Below are 21,730 nucleotides of genomic sequence, written 5' to 3'. Positions count from 1 at the left end.
ATGCGTCCGCGTACACCCCACCGCCCCGCAGGCTCCGCTTCATGCACATGGCACCGCGCCGCGCCGCGTCAGGACACCGCTGACCGCTCTCCGGCTCGCGGGCGGCTGCCGACTTCCCCTCCGGTCCGGTGACGGCGACTTTGGCGTACTTCTGCGTCATCGGGTCGCTGAAGGTCAGCCGTGATACCCGGGGGCAGCCCGGCGAAGGTCGCCTGGGCGCCAGGACTGCTGCTGTCGCGTTCGGTGTGGGCCGCGGCCTGCGGAGCGGCGACGGCCAGGACCGCCACCGCGGCGGCGGGTACGACGAGACTGCGCGCCGCCGTACGGGCGGCACGCCGGTGAAAGGCGTTCATGATGCGGGGCTCTCCGTAGCCTCCGGCGACGTGCTGCGCCGGGACGAAAGGTGACCGGCCCACCGAGCGGTCCCCCTCACGACGTGCCCGTCAGGGCAGGCAGGGACCGCCGATCAGCGTCGGCCGGAGAAGGACAAGGGAACGGGGTCCGTGGCGCGGGGGCGCCCTGCCCTCGTTGAGCCGCACCAGCAGCGCCGACATCAAAGGCGCCGTGCTCTCGGGCATGGCCGTGCGCGGACCGGTGCCGCGACCGCCGCCGAGCAGCGGCCACGGGAACACCAGAAGGCGCGGCACGGCGGCGGATCACCGGCGTTGGTTGCGGCAAGGACCCCGGACCGTGATCGGTCCGGGGCCCTTGCCGTTGTGCCCCCGGCAGGATTCGAACCTGCGACACCCGTTGAGAAGTGGGATCGAATCCTTGCCGGGCGCTGCCGCACGGTGCTGCTTTCCCTGGTCAGAACCGCACGGGAAGCCACTTGATCCGGCTCATGCCGCTCTGTGTCGGGCCGTCCGCTCACGTATCGCTCACGCGCTGCCGACTGCTGAGCAGTGCGTAGGTCAGACCTGGCCGAGGTCAATCTCCACCGGGAAGGGAGCCGCTGCCTTGACGACACCGGTGAACACGTCTCCGTCCCGGTAGGTCTTCGTCGCGGGGTCGAGAATGTAGGTGTACACGAGCGAGACGCCTGTCGCGGCCTGCTCGATCCGCCAGTAGAAGCCGATGCCTGCCTTGGCGTACTGGTCGACCTTCACGACCCGGTCGGTGGTCTCCGAGCCCGGCGACACCACCTCCGCGACCAGCAACACGTGCTCGGGGCGGGTGGGGCTGATGTCGATCGTGTCTGCGCGGTACACGACGACGTCCGGGCGGCGATTGATGAGCGGGAGGTCCTGAAGCCGGACGTCGAAGTCCGTGTCGGCATTCCACTCCGGGCCCGCGGCGGCGTCCAGGGCGTTCGCCAGAATCCGGGCCAGCCGGTTGTGCCGCTTGGACGCGCTGGGACTCACGACGACCATCCCGTCCACGATCTCGATACCGGCGCACTGCTCCTCGGACCAGGACTCGTACTCCTCCGCCGTGATCTGCTCATGCATCCACGCCGGGGCCACCATCTCGGCCGTCATGAAGCACCTCCCGGACACTGTGCTGCGGGCCCGATCCCGCTGGATTCAGCGTACTGTCCGCCACCCGTCCGGCACGCTGATCTCTCTTACGCACCCTCCCCGTCGGCCGGCATCCCGCCAGTGAGCGCACGACATCGTGATCGCCGGCCTGACCCCGGAAGACTGAAATCGGGACCAGCGCAGACCAACCGGTACGAGCCGGCAGTACCCCGTTGGTCACGCAAAACGGCCCCAGACAAGGAGTCCGAGGCCGAAGAGAGCGCCTTCCTGGGGAGAAATCCCAGGTCAACGGCGTACTCCCTGGTGCCCCCGGCAGGATTCGAACCTGCGACACCCGCTTGAGGAGTTTTCCCTGGGCGGAGCTGTGACCTGCGGAAATGTCAACTGCGGCGCGTCTGGCCTGGGAAGACACCCCTCCGTAGTTCTCACGTGCTCACAGGGTTTCCCGGCCTCATGTGTGCTGAATCCGTTCTGGCCGGCCGATCCCTCGTCGCGGGACTCGCCGAGGCAGATGTCGTCGGAGCGGTGGTGATCGGCGTCCCGGGGACGCCGTTCTGCGTGGCCTGAGCGTGGCGACGGCCTGCGATCCGCCCGTCCGAGCCGCACGCCAGACGTCAGCGCTCGCACTGGCGTACGTTTCCGGCCATACCCAGGTGGCACAGCATGGTCGACGAGCCGCAGGGGCACCGATGCCCTCGTGCAGACAACAGACGAGACGGCCGACTTCATGGTGCTGTCAAAGAAGTTGACCGGATTCGACGTGGCGACGCTGCGGGGCACGGGGCTCGCCGAGACCTACCTGGCCGTGGCCGCCGAGCAACTGAGCCGGGACCGATTAGGGCGGCTGCTGGAGGCGGGGGGAGGCCCACTCGGCGAGCTGGACGACGACCTGCTCAGTGCCGCCCGCGCCCTCACCCATCTGTGGTACACGGGCAGTTGGCCGGAACCGTCACCCTTCGTGGTGTCGGCGCGCGCCTACGCCGAGGGGCTGGTCTGGAAGGCGGCGGGGATCGCCGCTCCCGCCACCGCACCCGGCGGGTACGGGAGTTGGGCCGCCTCCCCGTCGGCTCCCCCTTCCCCTCCCACTTCCCGTTCCCCCTTCCGGGCGGACTCCCGGTGAGCCACTACGACGTGATCGTCGTGGGCGCCGGCATCGCGGGCTCGCTCGTGGCGAAGGAACTGAGCCGCCAGGGTCGCCGCGTCCTGGTCCTGGAGGCCGGGGAGCGCGCCACCGACCCCGCGCGGGGCCACCGTGAGGCCCTCGACCGGTACGCCACGGCATCCGCGAAGGTGCCGGGCTCCGCCCACCGACCCCACCCCGCCGCCGACTGGCCCGAGGTCACCGACCTGACGGGCACGGACGACGCCCCGGGATTCCGGGCGGTCGGCCATCTGCTCCAGGACGGCCCGCTCCCGTACGCCAGCGGCTACGTCCGTGCCAACGGCGGCACCGGCAACGTCTGGACCGGCCTCGCCCCGCGCATGCTGCCGGAGGACTTCGACACCGAAGCCTTCGGGTACGGGCGCCGCTGGCCGCTCACCTACGACGACCTGGAGCCCCACTACCGGGCAGCCGAAGGGGAGTTGGGGGTGGCCGCCGACACCGGCGAGCAGCGCGAGCACGTCGGGCTCGGCTTTCCCGAGGGCTACACCTTCCCCATGCGGGCCCTGCCCGCCAGCCACCTGGACCGCCTCCTCGCGGCGAGCCTCGACGGACGGCGTGTCAAGGACCCGGTGACCCTGGGCGAGGTCGAACTGCGGGTGGTCGGCACCCCCCAGGCCCGCAACAGCATGCCGGACCCGGGCTACGACGGCGGGCGCGGCTACGTTCCGCGCGGTGCCCAGGGCCGGCCCGACCCGGCCAGCCGGTGCGTCGGCAACGCGACATGCATCCCGCACTGCCCCTCGTACGCGAAGTACACCCCGCTCAAGACACAAGGTCAGTGGGGCAGTTCGGTCACCCTCATCGACCGCGCCGTGGTCAACCGCGTACTCGTCGACGGGAACGGCCGCGCCACGGGCGTGGAGTACCTCGCGTACGACGATCAGGCCACCCGCGTGCACGCCGACGTCGTCGTGCTCGCCGCGCACGCCATCGAGAACGCCCGTCTGCTCCTCCTGTCCCGGCTCGCCACCCGCAGCGGCCAGGTCGGCCGCAACCTGATGGACCACCCGGTGCTGCTCACCTGGGGCCTCATGCCGGAAGCGGTCGACCCCTACCGCGGGCCAGGGTCCACCTCGGGCTTCGAGGGATTCCGCGCCGGGCCCGACCGGCGCGCGCGGGCACCCTTCCGCATCGAGGTCGGCAACTGGGGATGGGTGTGGGCCAAAGGCCCGGTGGACGGCGACGTAGCCCAACTCCTCCGCCACAAGGGCCTGTTCGGAGCCGAGCTGCGACGCGCCGTCGGGGACCGGGTACGCCGCCAGTTCGCCCTGCAGTTCGAGATGGAGCAGGGCGCCGACCCCGCCAACCGCGTCACCCTCCACCCGCACGCACGCGACCAGCTCGGCCTGCCCCGCCCCCAGGTCACCTACGACCTGTCGGACCACGTCAAGGAGGGCATGGCCGCCGCCAAGCGTGCGTCCGACCAGATCTTCGCCCTGCTCGGCGCCGAGGACCACACCGACTACGCGCCCGCGGCGGCGTGGCCCGGCCGCTTCGAGCACCAGGGCCGCCTCTACGGCTACCGCGGCGCCGGTCACGCCGCCGGTACCCACATCATGGGCGACTCCCCGGGCGACTCGGTGGTCGACTCATGGCAACGGTGCTGGGACCACCCCGGCCTGTACGCCGTGGGCTGCGGCAGCATGCCCTCCGTCGCCACCTCGAACCCGACGCTGACCATGGCCGCCCTCGCCCTGCGCAGCGCCCAGCGCATCGAGGCCGACCTGGCCGAACGGGGCCGCCCCACCGCCCTCACCCACGACGAACCCGCATAAATCCCCCAACAGTTCCCCCAACAGTTCCCTCATCAGTTCCCCCACCGAGTTCCCGCATGAGCCCCCTTGGAGTGCCCGCATGAGCCCGCTGCCCCTGCCGCCCGTCGCCGAGCCCTTCCAACTCCCTTTCCACTATGGTGCGTTGCACCACATCGGCATCGACTGGCTCACCGAGGCGGAACCGGTCCGGGACCTGCTCGCCAAGCACCACCCCGCCCTGACCGCCGCCACCTTCGACGGCCGGGCCCTGGTCTCCCTCAACTACCAGCTCTACTTCGCGCAGTACGCGTTCGGCGGGGGCGTCACCCAGGAGATCGAGTACAACGTCATCGCCTTCCCCACCGCCCAGGCGGACCGGATCCCCGAGCTGACCTACGCGCAGTACGCGCAGGGCTGGGACCAGACGAAACTCCTCGGCATCGCCCGCATCCACGTCGTGTGCGACAACCCGTACGCCATCACGGCCGGACGCGAGCTGTACGCCGAGCCGAAGTACCCGGGCTGGTTCGAGGTCGACCTGCCGTCCCTGAACGGCCCGGCGGGCGAGACCTGGACCGTGCACTGCAAGGCGGCCGAGGTGTCGGGGGACGACACCCTGGTGCGCGAGGACAGGAAACTCCTCTCCCTGACCGCGGAGTTGGACGGCCTGACGGCCACCCCCGCCAACAACACCCCCATCACCGGCTACGGCACCGACACCGCCGGCCGGGCCCTCGCGGGCCCCATGAACGTCTACCAGCCCTACCGCTGGTACGACCTGAGCGCCCCGCACCACACCGACCGCGTACGCCTCGTCCACGCCCCCGACAGCGACCTCGGCCGCGGCATCCACCAACTGCTCGGTGACACCCGCGCCACCGGCGCCTGGACCTACCAGTCACCCCCGGTGGCCGCCCACAACCGGCCCTACTACCTGAGCTCCCAGCGTTGACGGCGGTAGGGGGCGGCTCGGATCTGCAGCATCCGCTGATCGCCGCGTGAAATCAGCGGTCGGACGCCGGTCTCAGAGCATTCCGCACGCACACAGGAAAGGAAGATCTCCACAGAGGGCCTTCCTCACACTCACACAGGCTCTGACCTGGTATTTCTCTGTGCCCCCGGCAGGATTCGAACCTGCGACAGCCGCTTTAGGAGTTCGATCCATCCCGGGTGCGGTAGGGCCCGCCTGTGTGTACCGGGGCCATGGGAGGTTGCCGACAACTGCTGCTGTTCGTCGCCGTTGATGTCAGCATTGGATGTCAGCATTGGATGTCAGCGGAACAGCTTTGGCACGGGGCAGACCTGCAACGGCTGGCCAGGCCCGCGGCCCGGCCCCCAGCAGACCTGCCGATCAACACACATCCACAGCAATCGACAGGTCGGCGAAATTGCGCTTGCGACAGTCTGCTTGGATTCCGGAGATGACGACGAGTTCTTCTGTTCCCCTCGCGGACGACGCCGATTCCGACCGCCTGAGGGCCCTGCTGGAACGTGCCGCCAAGGGGGCGGACAGTCAGGCCTGGAGCGACCTGTGGACGGAGCTCTACCACAACGGTTCCTTGGATGTCGCCCATCCGCTGGTGCTCCACACGCTGAGCGACATGGCGGGGGACGACCATGCCGATACGGCAGCTTCGGCCCTCCACCTGGCCGGCGCCCTTCTCGTCCAGGCGGACCAGCGGTACGAGACCCGGAACCTGCGCAACCGGCACGTGCCGCAAGTCGCATGCTTGTTGGCCGCCGCAAACCGGTGGCGGCAGGTCACGGCCGACCGGAATGACTACTGCCACCTGCTTGAGGCGGTCCTGAACCTGGAGGGCGACATCCACTGGGCGCAGGACTTGATCTGGGGCATCCTCAGCGAGGAATACGAAATCGAGTGCCCAGATCCCGGCGGGTGCGCGTCACTGTGGGTGATCATCGGGGAGCGGGGCTTCTTCAGCGCGGCGGAAGACCACGCCCTCTCCGACGACGTCGAAACCTTCCCTCTCCATCCGGCCGACCCCCGCGCGCTGGAAGGTCTCGGCCGCCGTCTCTACGACCTTGCCCGGGCCGACGGCCACGAGGAAGTCGCGCGTGCCCTGACATATGCCTTCGGTGAGGCGACCTGCCCGGAGTGCAAGCAGCGCTTCTCCGTCGTCGAGCAGGTCATCGCCGGTTGTAGCTGAGAACCGCGTCGCGGTGGCAGGATTTGAACCTGCGACTGCTCGGCATTGGCCTCATCGGTAGTCCTCTGGGTGACCCTGCATCCAAGTATTGATCTTGTCCCGCGTTCCGGTGAGCAGGTCTTGGTGCTTCTTGAGGTTTTCGAAAGAGCTGTCGTCGCCCAGTTCGACCCGCAGCTTCGCGATCCATGCGAGGGGATCCTTGAAGTGTTCAGGGCCCTGAAGGTCTGCTTTCATCGCCTCGTCGAGGCTGCCGAGCTCATCGAACACCCGCCCCAGGAAGTACTCGCAGTTCCCCGGGGTCGTGCACCCGTCGTTGTAGGTGGCCTGAAGCCCAGCGAACACATCGCGGACCTTCTCGACTCTCGGTGCCGGTTCTGCCGTGCTCGGGGCGGACGGCTCCCCGGTCGTGGGGGCGGATGCCGCCTTGCGGACATCGCGGACGGGCGACTCCCCATTGTTCGAAGTCGTGCTTGGGCTGCCGGAGCAGGAGAGCAACAATGACGCCAGAGCGACGATGAGCGTGGAGGCGCCGAGAGCGTGCCGTGCGCGCGTGTTGATCACGCCGCGTACGACTCTTTAGCGGGCTCACTGGTTGTGCTGCCTGTTGGAACTGCACTGCATTCTCACCGGCGTGGGTACCCCACTGGGCGCGCCTACCAGGGCTGGCGGAGTCTCAGCCGTCAAGCCAAGACCATGAATCGACCTTGAACACCGTCGTGGCAGCGATGTCACCGAGGGTTCAAATCAAATCCCACACCCACCGCAGGTGAACGGCCCCTGACCAGGTAAATCGGTCAGGGGCCGTTCTCATGTGCACTGTTCGGTAACCACCATGGTTCCCCGCCAGTTACCGGTCGTTCGGGCATGGCAGGGGCGCGGGGGCACCTTCTGATCCGTAGCAGCTCTACAGAGATCGGTCATTGGAGGTCTTACAGGCCGCCGTGAGGGCCATGGGGGCCGGTGCTGGGCGCTGCCGGTTGCTGGGGTTGCTGTACTTCGTTGCCGTACGGCATCACAGATCCACTCGGGTCTCCCTCTCCTGACTCCCCTGCCGCAACACGACGTGCGCCGGCCTCAACGGCAGACTGCGAAGCATCGGCTCCATCACCTTGAAGAGCGCTTCCGCATCCGCCCCGTAGGCATACACCACAGCTTCGCCTCCGCCGAACTCGTTCCCGTCGACCTCGCCGACTCCCGCGTCCTCGACAGCGGCTGCCATGGCCCGCTCAGCGTCGAAGATCGCTTCGCGCTCGGCACGCGAACCGTACTTGTCGTCACTGAGTCGGTAGTGGGCGATGACGGCTTCTTCCGGTGTCTCCGGTTCGGGAAGCTCAAAAAGCGTGTCCATGCGCGCACGATGCCACCATCCTCTGACAACGCCCTCGGGCCGAGCCTGCGGATGCACTCAAGGGTGCACGCCTCACGACTGTGGTGATGGTCCCAGGGGCCTCGGACGGTGCCGTTCACCGTTCACCTGCGTTCATGCACAGCCGGTCGTCTGAGCGACTGCCGCCTTGGGTCTCGTCTGAACGACCGTGAACGGCGCTGAATGAGACGGAAACTGAGACGGAAGGGAGTCCAAGATGCCCCGATCAGGTGACGCACAGCGGATTCGACCTCGGTGATCACTCACCCGCCCCTATGGTGCGTCTCGCTCTTGCACGCTCAGCCACCGAGGAGTCGACGCAGCATGACGACCGCGCCGGATCAACAGCCTGCCCAGCCGTACGGACAGCCTCCGACGATCATCATCAACAACAGCAACTCCGCCGTGGCGTCGGCCGCCGCAGTGATCGGCGGGGCAGGGCTGAGGCGTCGGCGTCAGTCGTTGTGGGTTCACTTCTGGCTGTTCATGTTCACTGCGGGCATCGGCAACGCCTTCTATGCGGTTCACGTGAGCCGCTGGAACCGGGACAGAGGTCTCTGACTTCAGCCTGAAAGACGCCGGGGCTCTTCCGATCCGATACCTACGGGAAGGCCCTCCGTCGTCCACCACTTGGCCGACGGAAGTAACCAGGCGCTGACGCCGAGCTCCTAACTTGGGAAGCTTGGGTCTTCTATCCGGATGCCGGAATGTCCCCACCCGAAGCCCGCGTCATCCGTCCACAACCGCCCGAGGCAGAGGGACCAGCGGGCAGGATGGCCTCATGACAAAACTGTCCGTACGGTCGTTCCGTCGTGCCTCCTCTGGTTCAGTGCTGTCGTTGTGGTCACAGGACTCTGTGTTGTCGATCGGCTCAGTGGGATCGGTGCTGTCCGTGGGGTCCGTCGGTTCGGCCTTGTCAGTGGGCTCGATCGGAAGCGCCCTGTCGGTCGGCTCGATCGGCTCCGCCCTGTCGCTGATCTCAACCGGCTCGTGGCTGAGTACAGGATCGTTGTTTTCCGCGCAGTCTCGGTGGTCGGTGCTGTCCTGGCGTTCCTCTCGCGCTTTCCTGGCCGCGGGAGCGGTAGGGGCAGCGACTGGAGGCGCCTTGCTGTTGGCCCAGATGCTGCACAAGGCCGATACCGGCACCGGATGACTCTGGTCAGGTTGAGGGGTTATTTCGCTCGGCGTTCAGACCGGAATGAGTGCTTGGTCCCGTGATGCAGGGGCGCGCCGGAAGACGGTGGCCTCGCTGGCGAGGATGCTTCCTTACGTCGAGATTCCCGGCGGTTCGTCGGGACTTCGCTGCGCGCCCTGTAGGCCACTGGCCGGATCCTCTCGGAGCGTTCCAACACGCGCTCGCTGCTGGTGTCTTGCCGAGTGGCGGCCGGCCTGGGCTCACAGCCGAGCGAGGTGACCTCACCTCGTGACAAGTTGTGCCTAGCTGGTTCCAGCGGGTATCACGGTCAAGCCGCCTTGAGGGGGCGCTCAGTAGCCGAAGAAGTGCGGGGCCGGGGCTCCGGCCTGCGGGCCTGTCATCGATCAACGCTGCGACCTGCGACTTAGCCGTCGGTGGTTGTCAGCGTTGGTCGGCGTTGAGCACCCTCCGACGGCCCCAAGACGGTCCAGCCGTCATGAATCCCGGCACCCGGGTGCCGTCTGGCCCACATGCCGCTACAGACCGCGTAGCGCCTCGTACAGATCGCCGTAGGCTGACCAACAGTCGATACTGCCGTCGTCGTACAGGCTGCCCATGTACCAGTCATCGTCTTGAACAGGCTTCACGAGGCACAGACTGTGGAACCCGAGAATGATCTCCGGGTGCAGCACCTCGGGAGCTCCGGCGCCGGCCACCCACTGCACCACCCGGTCTGGATCCAGCGCGACAGCCTCCCGGTCCCCGGACACGTCACGGATCCGCTGGAGGGTCCAGCCTGGGGGAATTTGCGCGCCTGCCATCCTCGGATGGTCTCACCCGCCAGGTGCGGACCACCGCTTTAGGGGAGCGGCGGGGGCATCGTGCCGCTGAGCTGGGGTTTCGATACTTCGTCAGGCTGCCGAGAACTCGACCGCAAGACACCCCTGTTGACCGTGGCTGACCCCTGCATCTGGCACGGCAGTGGCACGAAGCTCAGCCGACGACGGTCCGCCACGACGGTGGGTGCGCCGACCGAGCACGCACGCGTGTGCCTCGCTGCACCCCCACCGACCTTAGCCAGCCCATTTGCGGTTATCTGGCGTGCGTCACCTGTGGTGGTCCGAGCGCAGCGCGTGGCACGGACCAACTGGCTCGTCGTGCTCGACGTTGACGACCAGGGCCCGGCGTTCTCCCCTGGATGTCCGGTTCATGGTGATCCTGTGATGCCATAGAGGGCGAGGACTTGGTGTTGGTCGGTGTGGGCGCGTCGGGCGAAGGCGATGTTGACGCGCCCGGCCAGCTTGAGAGCACCACGGATCAGATCGCGGACGATGGCCAGGACGGCGGGGTGTTATGGGCCCTGACAACACGCGTGCCGTGGCCGCGCGTTTATGGCCCCGCCCGTGAATACCACCGCCCGACAACGGTTTCAGGTCGTGCCGTGGCCGTAAATCGGCCAAGCCTTGACCGCCACAGCGCCCTCATAGAAGATCCCTCCGATCCCTCGATAGCGGGGAGCGAAAAAGGGGGAACGTGAAAAAGTTTGGAAAGTCAATACTTTTCGGCATTTCGGGCGCCGCGCTTGCGGTTTCCAGCTTTGCCACTCCGGCGGCGGCCTACGGCCCTCAGAGCGGAACCGGTACCGACGATACCGTGGTTGAGGCCAGCGACGGCCTCATACCTGGGCAGCCCGTCATCCATAAGAGGGGTGACGGCGTCAACCCGCCAGCGGAGCTGGGTAACCCCTCCGAGTGGGGCGTGGTAAAGCTGGAAATCAAAGATTCGGCGGCTCAGCTGAAAGGGAATACCTGCGAGAATGTGACTCATGGCAAGTGGTGCTATGGGTACGATCTGGTGTCGGCTGGAAAGAAGTGCTACTCGAACTACATCGCGGATGTGAAGCACAAGTCAACGGTCAGGGTCCAGAACGCCGACCATTCAAGTGGCTGGGTGGCGAAGGGGGAGACTTCCTACGCCAACTCAACACAAGGTGCGGCATGGACCTGCTATGCATATTACGATAATGCATAAATGTGTCCGTCGTGATGAGGGCTGATCTCCCTCGGGTGGGTCATTACTCCGGGCGCACGCGGGCCCGGAGTAATGCCGCATTAGGGCTGGAAGGGGAGAGAGTGAACTTTTGGGGTGCTCGGGCTGCGTCGTTTGCGGTGCCACTCGGGCTTGGCTTGTTGCTTGGACTGATGGGGCCTGCCGCTGAGCATTGGGGCGGCCGTCCAGGTGCGGCCGTGGGCGCCGTTTTCACCGGTGGGTGGCCGTGGGCCTGTTACGCGTTTCTGGTGGGATATTTCCGCCGGTCTAAAATCGAATCGGTTGTTCTCGCGCCTCTGGGGCTGGCTATCGGTGTCGTGACCTACTACCTGACTAAGGGAAGCCTCGCCTCCCTGGGTGGACTGGATTCCTCAGGTGCGGGATCATCCGGAATTGCCCTCTGGGGTGTGCTGGCATTCTTCTTCGGAGCACCCCTTGGGCTGCTGGGGAACCTCGCGCAGGTGCCGGGCATCGGCGGCCTGTTCTTCCGGCTGCTTATTCCCCTGGTGGCTTTTTATGAGACTTCCATGCGTCTGGAGATGGAGTCGCGCGGGCCGAGTCAGGTTGTTCTGGGTACCTGGACCACCATTCGGTTCACGGCTGTTGCCGTTGCGGTCGCTCTGGTGGGCCACACGGTCTGGGGTTGGTGGAGGTCTCGCCGTATTCGTTCCGCCGGGGTGGGCGTTGGCTAAGGGATTGCAGATCATCAAGGTGTTGCTTTCCGCCCCATGGCTCGTTGATGTGGTATGCGCATCCCGGACGAGATTCGTACCCAACTCGCGGTGAAGTTCGCGGTGTTGTTCCCGCATCTGGATGAGCGGCAGCGACGGCTGCTGATGGCCGCAGAGGCCCGCGTCCTGGGACACGGTGGTGTGCGGGCCGCCGCGCGGGCGGCCTCGGTGAGTGAGACCACGGTCCGCAAGGGCGTGTTCGAGTTGGAGGCCGGCGAGGAACCCCTGGGGCGGGGCGGCGGCCAGACTGGGGCCGCAAGAAGGGAGACGGTCATTGTGGTTGCTGCGTAGTTCTGCACGGTGGCTACTGGACGGCGGCGGTTGCTGTGATTGCTGTACTTCCGTGCTGTACGGGGCCCGGCAGCTACCCCGCTTGCTCAAGGGCCAAGCCGCTGTGAGTGGGCTCGGCACCCCACATGGCTGCCAGCTGGGGGTAGGACTCGATGAACCGGCGCATCTCCCCCAGCGCGGCGATCCTTGGCGCGCCGATCTCGTCGTAGTCGAACCCGGTGTCTTGGTGCCCGAGGCTGTCGACATCTGCCCAGGCCGGGTCCTCGCCGAAGATGAGCTGCAGCTCCACTTTCCAGTACTCCGGTTGCCAGTCGGGGGCATCACGGTCGTCGGCTTCGTTGACCGCAAGCAGTCGCCCGAAGGACAGCGCAGGCTGGTCGTCGTTCCAGCCCCACCTGCCCCATTCGACGATGAAGCCATCACCGTCGTTCTCCGGCCGCTCGATCCCTTCCACCTCGATCTGGAGGAACTCGCCGAAGGCATCCCAGGCGGCATCGACGTCGCGTACGGAATCGGGCTCGACCGTACGCTGTCTCAAGATGCGCGCGAATACGTCCACGCTGGATCGCCACGGAATGGGCATGCGGGATGCTAGCGCGCTGCTCCAGGTGGACGAGGGCTCGCCCCAGGAGCGCTGGCACTGGAAGCAGAGTTCGAGGTCTGGCCTCATCGTTATCAGGTCGATCACGGAGGATGGGCGACGTGCTTCAACCGACCCTGGTGCTCGGCTGACTGTCCACTGAGGTTCGCCGTCGACCGCCACCGTACGGGGCTGTTGGTGTCAGACGGTGGTGTCAGGCAGAGAGGGTGGGCTTGACAACCAACGCCAGTGTCTCGGTCAGACCTCCTCGGCGGGGAACACCTCGTCGACAGCTCGGCGCAGTGTTTCGCGGACGACCGCCGGGTCGCCGAGTTCTGCTGCCTGGAACGCGCCGTCGTGCAGCAGGACGAGTACGCGTGCGGCGTGCTCGGAGTCCGAATGGCCGAGGTCGGTAGAGAGTTCGCGGAACACCTCGAACAGCCAGGTGCGTTGGTCGTCGATGACCGCGCGCACCGGATGGGTGCGGTCGGGGTACTCGGCGGCCGCGTTGAGGAACTGGCAGCCGCGGAAGCCGTCTTCGAGGGTCGCGTCGCCGAGGACAGCCATCACCGCACGGATCGCCTCGCGCGGTGACTTGCCGTCTCGCGCACGGCCGACAGCGTCCCGGATCCCCTCGGCGGTCGTCGTGAGGTAAGCGGAGACCAGGTCGTCCTTGCTGGGGTAGTGCCGATAGAAGGTAGCGCGCGTGACCTGGGCCTCGGTGATGAGGCGTTCGACGCCGACAGCGTGGATGCCCTCCGCATAGAACAGGCGGGACGCGGTGCGCAGCAGCCGGTCCTTGGGGTGGAGCTCCGAGGCAGTCGTCATACACCCATCGTAAAGAAAGACCAGTCGTTCTGGACGGTCGCCCTTGTCACGTTGCCGCACCCAGAGAGAACGACTAGTCTTTCTCGAAGAAAGACCGATCATTCTCTCCGAGAGGTAAGGAATCCATGAGCACCACCCCCACGATTGTTTTCGTCCACGGCGCCTTCGGTGACTCCGGCATGTGGAAGGGCGTCATCGCCAAGCTCCAGGCACAGGGCTACACCACCCTCGCCGTCTCGAACCCGCTCCGCGGCCTGGAGTCCGACGCCCAGTACGCCGCCACCGTCGCCAAGACCGTGGACGGCCCGGTCGTCCTGGTCGGCCACTCCTACGCCGGCGCGATCATTACCCGCGCCGCCCGCGACGCGTCGAACGTCGAGGCCCTGGTCTACGTGGCCGCCTTCCAGCCCGACGAGGGCGAGAGCTGCCTTGAGAACGCCTCTCGCTTCCCGGGCGCCAAGATGGGCCCGGACACCACCGTCGCCACCGAGCACGAGGGCGAACCGGAGCTGCGCATCCTGCCTGAGCACTACCGGGACGTCATCGCCGGTGACCTGCCTGCCGAGGTCACCGACATCCTCGCGGTCACCCAGCGCTCGGTGCGCGTGCAGGCCCTGACGGCGGAGCTGTCCGGCCAGCCGGCCTGGCGCACGCTGCCGTCGTGGGCAGTGATCGCGACTCAGGACCATGCCATCCCCGGCCAAGCGCAGGAGTTCATGGCCGAGCGCGCCGGATCGCACGCCGTGCGCGTGGAGGCGTCGCACGCGGTAGCCATCTCGCAGCCCGACGCCGTGGCCGACCTCATCATCGAGGCTGCCAAGGCCACCCGCTGACCCCCTCCGTCACCACCACGGCCACTTCCGGCTCCAGTGAGGGCGGAAGCAATCGGCACGGACGGCCGCGAGATCCATCGCCGTCGCTGCAGCCTGCTGTGGGCAAGAGAGGCCCGCTCACGATCGCGTGAACGGGCCTCTCATCTGTGTCGAGCTAGCGGAGTCTTCTTGACCATGACGCAGGAACGTTCGTTCACCCATCACCGTCCCCAGCTCCCGCCGGAGGCATCGCCTTGACGCAGGCCGCTCTATGCGGTGATCGACTCATGGCTACGGGGCGAGATCATCGGCCTCTGGTGGTCGGATCTCGACCTCGACAATCGGGTCCCCTACGTCCGCCAGCAGACTCAGCGCCGTCGCGGCGTCCTCTACGACGACGATCCCAAGAGCCGTCGCCGCCGCGTCGTTCCGCTGCCCGCCCTCTGCATTGCCCCGCTGCGCTGGCACCGGATGCGGCAGTCCGCCGCACGCGCCAAGGCGGGGGAGCAGTGGCACGAGTCGGGCTACGTCTTCACCACCCGCACCGGCCGCCAGGTCGAACCGCGGAACGTCTACCGCTCCTTCACCCGCATCGCCGAGTCCGCCGGCATCCGTGTCGTCCGGCTTCACGACGCGACGCCCGGCACGGCACGGCCACTCTTCTCACGGCGGCCGGAGTGGCGCCCCGCGTGGTGATGGAGATCCTCGGGCACTCTCAAATCAGCATCACCATGGACGTGTACACGCACGTGGTGCAAGACACACAGCGCGAGGCCACGAGCAACGTGGATAGGCTGTTGAAGAGGCGTCCCGGTCAGGTCTGACCGCTGACATTGCCTCCTGAGCAAGACGTGGAGCCTCAGGCCGTGACAGTCCTGGGGCTTCGTGCTCGCTCAGAGGTTGGACTCGGGCCCTCCTCGTTCAACGAGCGCGCGAGCGGCGACAACGACCTCTCCCTTGAGCTGCTCCAGCGGAGTGCTCCAATCGGCGTTCCAGTCGTCCAGATGGATGGCACACTCGACGATCGGCTGCAGGGCGTCGGGATAGCCGAGTTCTGACGCTGCTTCGACCCATATGAGGTCGGCACCGGTCGCCGGGTCCAAGGAGCCGTCGACGATTTGAGCGGCCAACCAGTAAGCCAACGCCCACCTGGCAGCGATCGGGTCCGCGGGCACCTCGAATCCCAGCCCCAGCTCGTCCACGACGTGATCGAACAGTTCCCGTGCCTCGTGTTCCTCACGTCGACCCAGGCCGGCGAGGAGGGCGAGCGACGGGGCATCGACGTCGGCCAGAAGTGCGTCGAGGCCGGCTTGGATCAGGCGGTCCGAGCCGACGTGATGTCCGAATGCCTGAGCTCGTGCCAGTTGCCTCAACCGGTCGAGGGCCTCATCTTTTGTCACGCCGGATGCGCTCCGTCTCGTCCCCGTTGATGTCAGAAGTAGATGTCAAAGGCCCCGGACCATGATCGGTCCGGGGCCTTTGCCCTTGTGCCCCCGGCAGGATTCGAACCTGCGACACCCGCTTTAGGAGAGAGGGTGGGGCGTCGGGCCGGTGACCTGGAACTTCGATGACTGGTGAGATGCCTAGCAACTCGACCGGCAGACACTCTTGTTGACCGTGGCTGACCGCTGCATCTGGCACGGCAGTGGCACGAACCTCAGCCGACGACAGCCAGCCACGACGGCGGGTGCGCCGGCCAACCACGCGCGCGTATGCCTCGCTGCACCCCCACCGGCCTCAGCCACGCTACTGGCTTGTCTCGTCGACCAGGGCAAGCTGCGACGGCCGGCTCGTAACGGTAGCTTCGGGGCCCTCAGCTTGGGAAGTTGCGATCATTTGCGGGCGGTTCGAGCGTTGGCCTGGGCGAACGGCCGGGCTGCGGCCTCTTCGGGCTGGGTCGCTTTCACCGTGATTCCCCGCTGTTCCCCGCACAATCTGGTGCGCCTGTGCTGCTACGGCGGGCGGAGGGTTCGGCCTCCTTGCTTAGCCACTCTCGCTCGGCGCCGTCGGCTCGCCGGTCCCGCCATACAGGTTGGCGCTGCGGCACGCGCCACCACAGGACCGTCATGAGGCCTCCAACTCGACTGAGCACGTCGATGAGTGCCGCTCGGGACTGCTGGGTATCGGTTCCGGCGTCCTATGCTGATGGAACGTCAAGCCAAGGGTGGACAAACGATGGCAGCAGCGGGGGAGACGGAGCCTCGAGAAGCGGTACGCAAAGAGTTCGCTTTGGAGCGATACCGGTACATACTGCAGCAAATCCATGCGGTGAACGAGAACGTGCACCGCTTCCTCGCGATCTATCAGACACTGGCCACCGCACTCGTTGGTGCGGCCGTCGCGCTCTTCGTGGGGTACAGGAAGTGGGAAGTAGCTCCAGACGTTGCGCGTGGCGGTGTGATCGGCCTGCTCATCCTCGCCACGGTGGTCGCTGCGTTCACCTGCATGCTAATTGTGGTCGGTGCGCTGACCTGGCTTGACTACCGCAATGAGGAGTGCGACATCACTGACGAGGTCGTCGGCCTCGGCTTCCGTGCCCGTCCCCGTTCAGGCAACTTGCTTCGTTGGTATGAGACATACGTACTGCTGTTCATCGTTGTGTCTGTTGTCACGATGTGGCTGCTAGCAGGGCTCTTCCTGCTTCCCGCAATCAGATGACAGCGCGCATGACTTGAACACAAGTATCTCCAGAACCGATGGCGACGCGTTCAGGCTTGGCCCATAATGAGATCTTATGGATGCCATGGAAGCTAAGCCTGGCTTGTGGAGCAGGTCTCTAGGATCGAACGCTCACGTCGCCAACGCTGGTACGCGTGATCGATTTCGTCAGGCGCTAGTGGACATGCATAAAAAGGCAAGTGAGCTGGCCGGTGAGATATCGCGTGATCTTCCTGAATTCACCCAGCACGACATCTCTCATCTCGATGCTCTGTGGGAGCTAGCAGATCTCATTGCGGGACCGCATGCCGTACTCAATCCAGCCGAGGGTTTTATCCTTGGAGCATCCATCCTTACTCATGACCTAGCGATGAGTAGGGCATCACACATTTTGGCTGGTGGTGGAATTCGGACGCGTGATGAGTGGCCAGATGCACTTGCCGCTGAACTCCGAAAGCAACTTGGGAGAGCTCCATATTCTTCCGAGTTGGTGGCACCGGCAGAAGATATTGCCCTGCGCGCGGAGAAATTTCTTTTGCGTGACCTTCACGCAAGTACTGCTGAAATTCTTCCCACTAGCAGTTGGACTACGCAAGATAATGAAACTGCTTACCTGATCGCTGATTCCGAGATCCGGTCGGCTTATGGCCGATTGATTGGAACAGTGGCTGCCAGCCATCACTGGGAATACGATCGTGTCGTAGAAAGTCTCGGATCACCTGTCGGTGTGCCAGGCTTCGCACCCGTTAACTGGACCGTCGACACACTGCTTCTGGCATCCCTCTTGCGTACAGCGGACGCCGCACATCTGGATACTTCACGCGCACCCGACTTGCTTGCTGCTGTGCGGGACCTGCCGAAAGAGTCAAGAGATCATTGGCTATTTCAGAGCCGCCTTCAGCGGCCTTACTTGAAGAATGACCGTTTGGTCTTCACTGCCTCGCAAGGCTTCGGGCGAAACGAGATGGATGCCTGGTGGCTTGCATATGATGCACTACGCGTAGTCGATGATGAATTGCGAAACGCTGACTCCGTATTGATAGAAAACGGACGCTCACGACTTGCCGCCAGAGGTGTCTCGAACGTCGATTCTCCTAAATCATTCCGTGAAGTATCACCATGCCGGGATTGGGAGCCTGTAGCTGCCGAGATTGCAGTAAGTGACGTCGCTGGATTGGTTGAGAGACTTGGCGGACGAGAGCTATATGGTTCGGATTGGACAGTTGGCCTTCGTGAACTTATCGCTAATGCTTGTGATGCCGTAAAAGCGCGAGAAGCGCTGGCCGAGTATCGGGGAAGATCGTTCCACGGCAGGGTAAGTGTCTGGTTGGAACAGGGCGACGATGGAATTTGGTTGGCTTGCAGTGACAACGGAATTGGAATGTCCCCATCCGTGATGGGGCATCAATTGCTGGACTTCGGTTGTTCTTCATGGCTAGCCCCCGCAGTAGCACGCGACAACCCGGGACTCGTTGCTAGTAGATTCAATCCCATTGGTCGCTTCGGTATTGGATTCTTCTCCGTTTTCATGATGGGTGACAGAGTCCAAGTGATCTCACGCTCGCAGAAAAGCGGGCCCATGGATACGTGGATCCTTGAGTTTGGTAACGGAGTCAGCGTGAGGCCATGCCTCAGGAGAGCTGTTCCTAATGAGCAACTAGATGACCCGGGGACAACAGTAAAGGTCTTGCTGAGCAACTCTATTGTTGTCGGTGAGGCTGAGTTCCTCGTGAGAATTAGCACCGATTCCATGTCACTTGAGGTGTCCGCCTCTCTCGCAAATATCCTTGAGTACCTCCTACCTGCCCCCGAAATTGATGTCTATTTTGGAGGGGATGGGCACAATGGCGTCGAACTCCTTATGCCCAAGGAGGATTGGCTGACCATCGATGGGGTGAGGTTGCTAAATAGGGTCATGGGATATCATATTCTCGCTAATTCCGGGCTGGAACGAGAGGAGGTTGAGAAATGGATTGACCATCACGCCAAGAGAATGAAAATTATTCATGATGCTGCCGGTAGAGCGGTGGGTCGTGCAGCCCTCATCGACCATGTGTTGTCGCGAGACCTTGATCGGTGGGGTCAGAAGTCATCAACAGTAACGGCTGGGCCAGCACGAACCCGTACCGCTGTTCACGGTACGGCTGGGATCTTTGTGGGCGCTACGGAAAGGGCTGCACGCGATTCCGCACGGCCCGTGGCTGATCAGCGATCTATAGCCGAATGGATCAGTGCCCAAGTGGAGCAATTGTCTATTTCTGGTAAGGGGGTAGATGAAGAGTGGATCGAAGATATTGTTGGCGCCATCATCGAACTGGGAGGTAGCCCCGCTTCGCTGGCGTTTTGGAGAACTAAAGAGGGATGGTTGACCCAGTCGGAGTTGATTGATTGGATCTCTCGAAGGAATTGCATTTATGTAATTCATCCAGTGTATGCTAATGTGCGCGTGGGAATGCGGGACATTCCTGTTGATCTCATCGATGATGCCGTCTACTTCGAGATCGGACGCAGGAGGGCACTAACCGGGCATGTTGAAGATTGGCCTCTGCCCGAATCAAGTTTTTATAGTGCCGGAATCCCCGGCGCATTTGGGGCGGCCATTCGTGAAGCCTGGAACCTTTCGGGTGAGGTTGATTATGAATCCGTCTGGGCTAAGGATGAGGGCGTCCGTAAAGTGAGCTCCTATCAGGGGGAAGATATTGAAGGTGAGGTTCTTTCGTTCGAGAAAGCAGAATTTCTATGAGTTTGTGCCTTAAGCGTGCCGCGTAAGGTCGGTGGAGCGGCTTTGGGCTGGAGTGGCTTTTGCGCGAGTGATCATGGCCCCGTAAACTTCCGGCGCGTCGGGCAGCCTGTGGACCTGCCCGGTAGAGCACGACGTTGGCGCCGTGATCTTCGAGGCTCGCGCCAAAGTGGCTGCCTAAGTCGTGGAGCCGACCGCCCCAGCCACGACGTACTCCTTCTCTGGCATCAGGCGACTGACTGCTCTGTGCGCGGCGCGGGTGCCGGCCGGGCTGGAGCGGGGCGGAGACAGGAGCGCAGGCCCGGCCGGGGGCCGGGCCGCGCGCGGTGAGCGGAGCGAGCCGCCTTGAACCAGTAGAGAAAGTTGTAACTCAGTACTTGGTGAAGGGCTTGAAGTCGTTCGCGCAGGAGGGGAGTTCAAGGCTTCGCCGGTGGGCCAGGGGTAGGAAGAGCGCTGGTCGGGCCGTCCAGGTGATGCGTGTGCCGCCCTGGTTGATGGTGACCGTGCAGGGCTCCGAGCACAGGAGAGCTCTTCTTGTCTCGATGCGGCCCTCGTACAGCCACTCCCAGGCTTCGTCGGAGGCTCTGGGGTCCAGTGCTGGCGTGATGGTGCGCAGTGCGATCGCTATCCAGCGGTCGGCCTGTCCGGCCGAGTGGGCGTCGAAGGAGCCGCGGAGGGTCGGCTGTCGCGTCTCGGTGAGGTCTTCGGTCCAGCACTCGCACCAGAAGCCGCGGGTGTATCCATTCACAGGGCCGCTCCCGGCGGGTAGGCCACGAGGACGTAGCGCGTGTTCTCGTCGTACAGGGTGAGTTGGTAAGCCGTGCCCGTTGTCAGGTAGGCGAGGGCTCGTTCGTGCTCGGTCTCGTCCCGCAGCCAGTAGCGGCCCGGCTGGGCGTAGGCCATGTCGAGTTGGTCCGTGACGTTCCTCGTGCGCTCGCGAAGCCATCGCACGGCCAGGCGTGGGCTCGTCGCCTCGTGTGATCCCAAGGGGATCGGGCTGGTCTCGTGAAGTGGATAGGCCGTGGCCCAGCAGCAGTACGCGCCGCTCTGCCCCGCCGCGGCTAAGTCCTCGGGAGTGGTCGACGTCAGCACGGGTGGCCTCCCGCGCGGGCGCTCGTGAAGAGTTCCGCGGTCACCGTGTGGCCGGCCTGGCTGTCGTGGATCACGACTCGGTGGGCGATTGCGCTGACCATGCCGAGGCCTCGCCCGTGTGTGGCGTTCTGGTCGGCGGGCTCGGCCTTCGGTGCTGTCCCGGTGCCGCCGTCGTCCGTGACCGACAGGGCAACCACCTGGGAAGAGACCGCGAGGGCCAGATGGAAGCTGCCCGACTGCTGTCCGCTGGCGGTGTGGAGGATCGCGTTTGCGCTCAGCTCGCTCACGATCAGTTCGGCGTCCTCGGCTAAGGGCGAACCCGCGAGGATGTCGCGGGTCCAGCGGCGGGCCCTGCTGACCTCTTCGGGGGAACCTGGGCAAGTGAGGCCCCAGACCCGCGCAGTGCTCGTATACTCGTGCATACAAGTTCCTTCGTGCTGGTAGGCCGCCATGTGCAGCGGGTTCGGGCTAGACGAGTTTCACGCCGTCGTGGGCGCGGATGGCCGGCGGGGATGCCGCGTCGAGTGCGTCGAGGACGCGGATCGCGTACGCCTCGTCGGCGAGTTCGGTGACTTCTTCGCGGGTGGCCCAGCGCAGTGCGTAGGTCTCGTCCCCGGTGGTGGGTGTGCCGTCGGCGGCTTCGCAGCGGAAGACCAGCGAGACGATCAGGCCCGTCATGTTCTTGTAGACGCCGGTGAGGGTCGCGGGAAGCGCGATCTTGATGCCGGTTTCTTCGAGGACTTCGCGCTGAAGCGCCTCGGGGAGGGTTTCCTCCCGCTCGACGATGCCGCCCGGGGGTTCCCAGTGACCGTTGTCGCGACGCTTGATCAGCAGGGCTCGGCCCTGGTCGTCGACAATGACTCCGGCAACGCTCACGGAGTGC

The 21,730-nt window shown here is 65.1% G+C and carries 23 protein-coding genes and 3 pseudogenes; 14 read left to right on the top strand and 12 right to left on the bottom strand.

All coding sequences use genetic code 11. The features are described 5' to 3' along the window. Positions 1–180 precede the first annotated feature (180 nt). Positions 181–342 carry a hypothetical protein gene (locus ACIRA5_RS09760; protein ID WP_403689135.1) on the top strand — a complete coding sequence of 54 codons (162 nt, stop codon included), beginning with the start codon at positions 181–183 and terminating at the stop codon, positions 340–342. A 569-nt stretch (positions 343–911) separates the two neighbouring features. On the opposite strand, the gene ACIRA5_RS09755 is transcribed toward ACIRA5_RS09760, so the two are convergent. Then, positions 912–1,478: a Uma2 family endonuclease gene (locus tag ACIRA5_RS09755; RefSeq protein WP_403689133.1), complete on the bottom strand. Its 567-nt coding sequence runs from the start codon at positions 1,476–1,478 to the stop codon at positions 912–914. Positions 1,479–2,175: 697 nt separating this feature from the next. On the opposite strand from ACIRA5_RS09755, the gene ACIRA5_RS09750 reads away from it, so the two are divergent. From ACIRA5_RS09750 to ACIRA5_RS09735, 4 genes are all read left to right on the top strand, one after another. Continuing rightward, positions 2,176–2,598 carry a hypothetical protein gene (locus ACIRA5_RS09750; RefSeq protein ID WP_403689131.1) on the top strand — a complete coding sequence of 141 codons (423 nt, stop codon included), beginning with the start codon at positions 2,176–2,178 and terminating at the stop codon, positions 2,596–2,598. Beyond that, positions 2,595–4,418 (top strand): GMC family oxidoreductase, encoded by a 1,824-nt coding sequence (locus ACIRA5_RS09745; protein ID WP_403689129.1) that lies wholly within the window; start codon positions 2,595–2,597, stop codon positions 4,416–4,418. Before ACIRA5_RS09750 ends, ACIRA5_RS09745 begins: the two co-directional genes overlap by 4 nt. Before the next feature lie 79 nt (positions 4,419–4,497). Further along, complete coding sequence (locus tag ACIRA5_RS09740; RefSeq protein WP_403689127.1) at positions 4,498–5,349, top strand: hypothetical protein; 852 nt, start codon at positions 4,498–4,500, stop codon at positions 5,347–5,349. Between the two features lie 436 nt (positions 5,350–5,785). Then, positions 5,786–6,565: a hypothetical protein gene (locus tag ACIRA5_RS09735; protein ID WP_403689124.1), complete on the top strand. Its 780-nt coding sequence runs from the start codon at positions 5,786–5,788 to the stop codon at positions 6,563–6,565. A gap of 51 nt (positions 6,566–6,616) precedes the next feature. Here ACIRA5_RS09735 and ACIRA5_RS09730 read toward each other — a convergent pair whose 3' ends face one another. Together ACIRA5_RS09730 and ACIRA5_RS09725 are read right to left on the bottom strand one after the other, a co-directional pair. Further along, positions 6,617–7,126, bottom strand: a complete 510-nt coding sequence (locus ACIRA5_RS09730) for a hypothetical protein (protein WP_403689122.1) — start codon at positions 7,124–7,126, stop codon at positions 6,617–6,619. Positions 7,127–7,577: 451 nt separating this feature from the next. Beyond that, positions 7,578–7,913: a hypothetical protein gene (locus tag ACIRA5_RS09725; protein ID WP_403689120.1), complete on the bottom strand. Its 336-nt coding sequence runs from the start codon at positions 7,911–7,913 to the stop codon at positions 7,578–7,580. Between the two features lie 342 nt (positions 7,914–8,255). Between ACIRA5_RS09725 and ACIRA5_RS09720 the strand changes: the two genes are divergently transcribed. Both ACIRA5_RS09720 and ACIRA5_RS09715 read left to right on the top strand, forming a co-directional pair. Then, on the top strand, positions 8,256–8,492 hold the full coding sequence (locus ACIRA5_RS09720) for a hypothetical protein (protein ID WP_403689118.1): 237 nt from the start codon (positions 8,256–8,258) through the stop codon (positions 8,490–8,492). A 220-nt stretch (positions 8,493–8,712) separates the two neighbouring features. Further along, on the top strand, positions 8,713–9,084 hold the full coding sequence (locus ACIRA5_RS09715) for a hypothetical protein (RefSeq protein ID WP_403689115.1): 372 nt from the start codon (positions 8,713–8,715) through the stop codon (positions 9,082–9,084). Positions 9,085–9,602: 518 nt separating this feature from the next. Here ACIRA5_RS09715 and ACIRA5_RS09710 read toward each other — a convergent pair. Next, positions 9,603–9,887 carry a hypothetical protein gene (locus tag ACIRA5_RS09710; protein WP_403689112.1) on the bottom strand — a complete coding sequence of 95 codons (285 nt, stop codon included), beginning with the start codon at positions 9,885–9,887 and terminating at the stop codon, positions 9,603–9,605. Between the two features lie 386 nt (positions 9,888–10,273). Then, a pseudogene (locus tag ACIRA5_RS09705) lies at positions 10,274–10,431 on the bottom strand (ISAs1 family transposase); the annotation flags it as partial. Between the two features lie 168 nt (positions 10,432–10,599). Between ACIRA5_RS09705 and ACIRA5_RS09700 the strand changes: the two are divergent. The 3 genes and pseudogenes from ACIRA5_RS09700 to ACIRA5_RS09690 all read left to right on the top strand — a co-directional run. Further along, on the top strand, positions 10,600–11,097 hold the full coding sequence (locus tag ACIRA5_RS09700) for a lactococcin 972 family bacteriocin (RefSeq protein ID WP_403689110.1): 498 nt from the start codon (positions 10,600–10,602) through the stop codon (positions 11,095–11,097). 215 nt (positions 11,098–11,312) lie between these two features. After that, positions 11,313–11,807, top strand: coding sequence for a hypothetical protein (locus ACIRA5_RS09695; RefSeq protein ID WP_403689109.1), 495 nt, complete (start codon positions 11,313–11,315; stop codon positions 11,805–11,807). A 54-nt stretch (positions 11,808–11,861) separates the two neighbouring features. Next, positions 11,862–12,101 (top strand): annotated as a pseudogene (locus ACIRA5_RS09690) (ISAzo13 family transposase); the annotation flags it as partial. A 109-nt stretch (positions 12,102–12,210) separates the two neighbouring features. On the opposite strand, the gene ACIRA5_RS09685 reads toward ACIRA5_RS09690, so the two are convergent. Together ACIRA5_RS09685 and ACIRA5_RS09680 are read right to left on the bottom strand one after the other, a co-directional pair. Further along, complete coding sequence (locus ACIRA5_RS09685) at positions 12,211–12,696, bottom strand: hypothetical protein (protein WP_403689107.1); 486 nt, start codon at positions 12,694–12,696, stop codon at positions 12,211–12,213. Positions 12,697–12,975: 279 nt separating this feature from the next. Next, entirely contained in the window at positions 12,976–13,545 is a 570-nt protein-coding gene (locus ACIRA5_RS09680; protein WP_403689105.1) for a TetR/AcrR family transcriptional regulator, read from the bottom strand. A gap of 125 nt (positions 13,546–13,670) precedes the next feature. On the opposite strand from ACIRA5_RS09680, the gene ACIRA5_RS09675 reads away from it, so the two are divergent. Further along, complete coding sequence (locus ACIRA5_RS09675; RefSeq protein ID WP_403689102.1) at positions 13,671–14,378, top strand: alpha/beta fold hydrolase; 708 nt, start codon at positions 13,671–13,673, stop codon at positions 14,376–14,378. Positions 14,379–14,648: 270 nt separating this feature from the next. Beyond that, a pseudogene (locus tag ACIRA5_RS09670) lies at positions 14,649–15,181 on the top strand (tyrosine-type recombinase/integrase); the annotation flags it as partial. Positions 15,182–15,250: 69 nt separating this feature from the next. On the opposite strand, the gene ACIRA5_RS09665 reads toward ACIRA5_RS09670, so the two are convergent. Beyond that, on the bottom strand, positions 15,251–15,757 hold the full coding sequence (locus tag ACIRA5_RS09665; protein ID WP_403689100.1) for a hypothetical protein: 507 nt from the start codon (positions 15,755–15,757) through the stop codon (positions 15,251–15,253). Positions 15,758–16,502: 745 nt separating this feature from the next. On the opposite strand from ACIRA5_RS09665, the gene ACIRA5_RS09660 reads away from it, so the two are divergent. Continuing rightward, positions 16,503–17,015 (top strand): hypothetical protein, encoded by a 513-nt coding sequence (locus ACIRA5_RS09660; RefSeq protein WP_403689099.1) that lies wholly within the window; start codon positions 16,503–16,505, stop codon positions 17,013–17,015. A gap of 76 nt (positions 17,016–17,091) precedes the next feature. Then, a complete protein-coding gene (locus ACIRA5_RS09655; protein ID WP_403689097.1) occupies positions 17,092–19,758 on the top strand; it encodes an ATP-binding protein in 2,667 nt (888 codons plus the stop codon). A 367-nt stretch (positions 19,759–20,125) separates the two neighbouring features. Here the strand turns inward: ACIRA5_RS09655 and ACIRA5_RS09650 are convergent, their stop codons facing one another. Genes ACIRA5_RS09650 through ACIRA5_RS09635 form a run of 4 tightly spaced genes read right to left on the bottom strand, consistent with a single transcriptional unit; the run spans position 20,126 to position 21,723 of the window. Then, entirely contained in the window at positions 20,126–20,503 is a 378-nt protein-coding gene (locus ACIRA5_RS09650; protein ID WP_403689096.1) for a hypothetical protein, read from the bottom strand. Next, positions 20,500–20,847 carry a hypothetical protein gene (locus ACIRA5_RS09645; protein WP_403689094.1) on the bottom strand — a complete coding sequence of 116 codons (348 nt, stop codon included), beginning with the start codon at positions 20,845–20,847 and terminating at the stop codon, positions 20,500–20,502. The genes ACIRA5_RS09650 and ACIRA5_RS09645 overlap by 4 nt, the downstream gene beginning before the upstream one ends. Next, positions 20,841–21,269 (bottom strand): ATP-binding protein, encoded by a 429-nt coding sequence (locus ACIRA5_RS09640; RefSeq protein ID WP_403689092.1) that lies wholly within the window; start codon positions 21,267–21,269, stop codon positions 20,841–20,843. The genes ACIRA5_RS09645 and ACIRA5_RS09640 overlap by 7 nt, the downstream gene beginning before the upstream one ends. Positions 21,270–21,315: 46 nt before the next feature. Continuing rightward, entirely contained in the window at positions 21,316–21,723 is a 408-nt protein-coding gene (locus ACIRA5_RS09635) for an NUDIX hydrolase (protein ID WP_037644753.1), read from the bottom strand. Between the last annotated feature and the right edge of the window lie 7 nt (positions 21,724–21,730).

Source organism: Streptomyces sp. NPDC096311, from assembly GCF_044763085.1.
Classification (GTDB): Bacteria; Actinomycetota; Actinomycetes; order Streptomycetales; family Streptomycetaceae; genus Streptomyces.
This window is presented reverse-complemented; position numbering and strand designations above follow the sequence as displayed.

Coding starts and splice junctions, on each gene's coding strand:
- ACIRA5_RS09740 (WP_403689127.1), top strand. CDS start 4,498: ATGAGCCCGCTGCCCCTGCCGCCCGTCGCCGAGCCCTTCCAACTCCCT.
- ACIRA5_RS09655 (WP_403689097.1), top strand. CDS start 17,092: ATGGATGCCATGGAAGCTAAGCCTGGCTTGTGGAGCAGGTCTCTAGGA.
- ACIRA5_RS09755 (WP_403689133.1), bottom strand. CDS start 1,478: ATGACGGCCGAGATGGTGGCCCCGGCGTGGATGCATGAGCAGATCACG.
- ACIRA5_RS09725 (WP_403689120.1), bottom strand. CDS start 7,913: ATGGACACGCTTTTTGAGCTTCCCGAACCGGAGACACCGGAAGAAGCC.
- ACIRA5_RS09710 (WP_403689112.1), bottom strand. CDS start 9,887: ATGGCAGGCGCGCAAATTCCCCCAGGCTGGACCCTCCAGCGGATCCGT.
- ACIRA5_RS09720 (WP_403689118.1), top strand. CDS start 8,256: ATGACGACCGCGCCGGATCAACAGCCTGCCCAGCCGTACGGACAGCCT.
- ACIRA5_RS09660 (WP_403689099.1), top strand. CDS start 16,503: ATGGAACGTCAAGCCAAGGGTGGACAAACGATGGCAGCAGCGGGGGAG.
- ACIRA5_RS09715 (WP_403689115.1), top strand. CDS start 8,713: ATGACAAAACTGTCCGTACGGTCGTTCCGTCGTGCCTCCTCTGGTTCA.
- ACIRA5_RS09640 (WP_403689092.1), bottom strand. CDS start 21,269: ATGCACGAGTATACGAGCACTGCGCGGGTCTGGGGCCTCACTTGCCCA.
- ACIRA5_RS09675 (WP_403689102.1), top strand. CDS start 13,671: ATGAGCACCACCCCCACGATTGTTTTCGTCCACGGCGCCTTCGGTGAC.
- ACIRA5_RS09680 (WP_403689105.1), bottom strand. CDS start 13,545: ATGACGACTGCCTCGGAGCTCCACCCCAAGGACCGGCTGCTGCGCACC.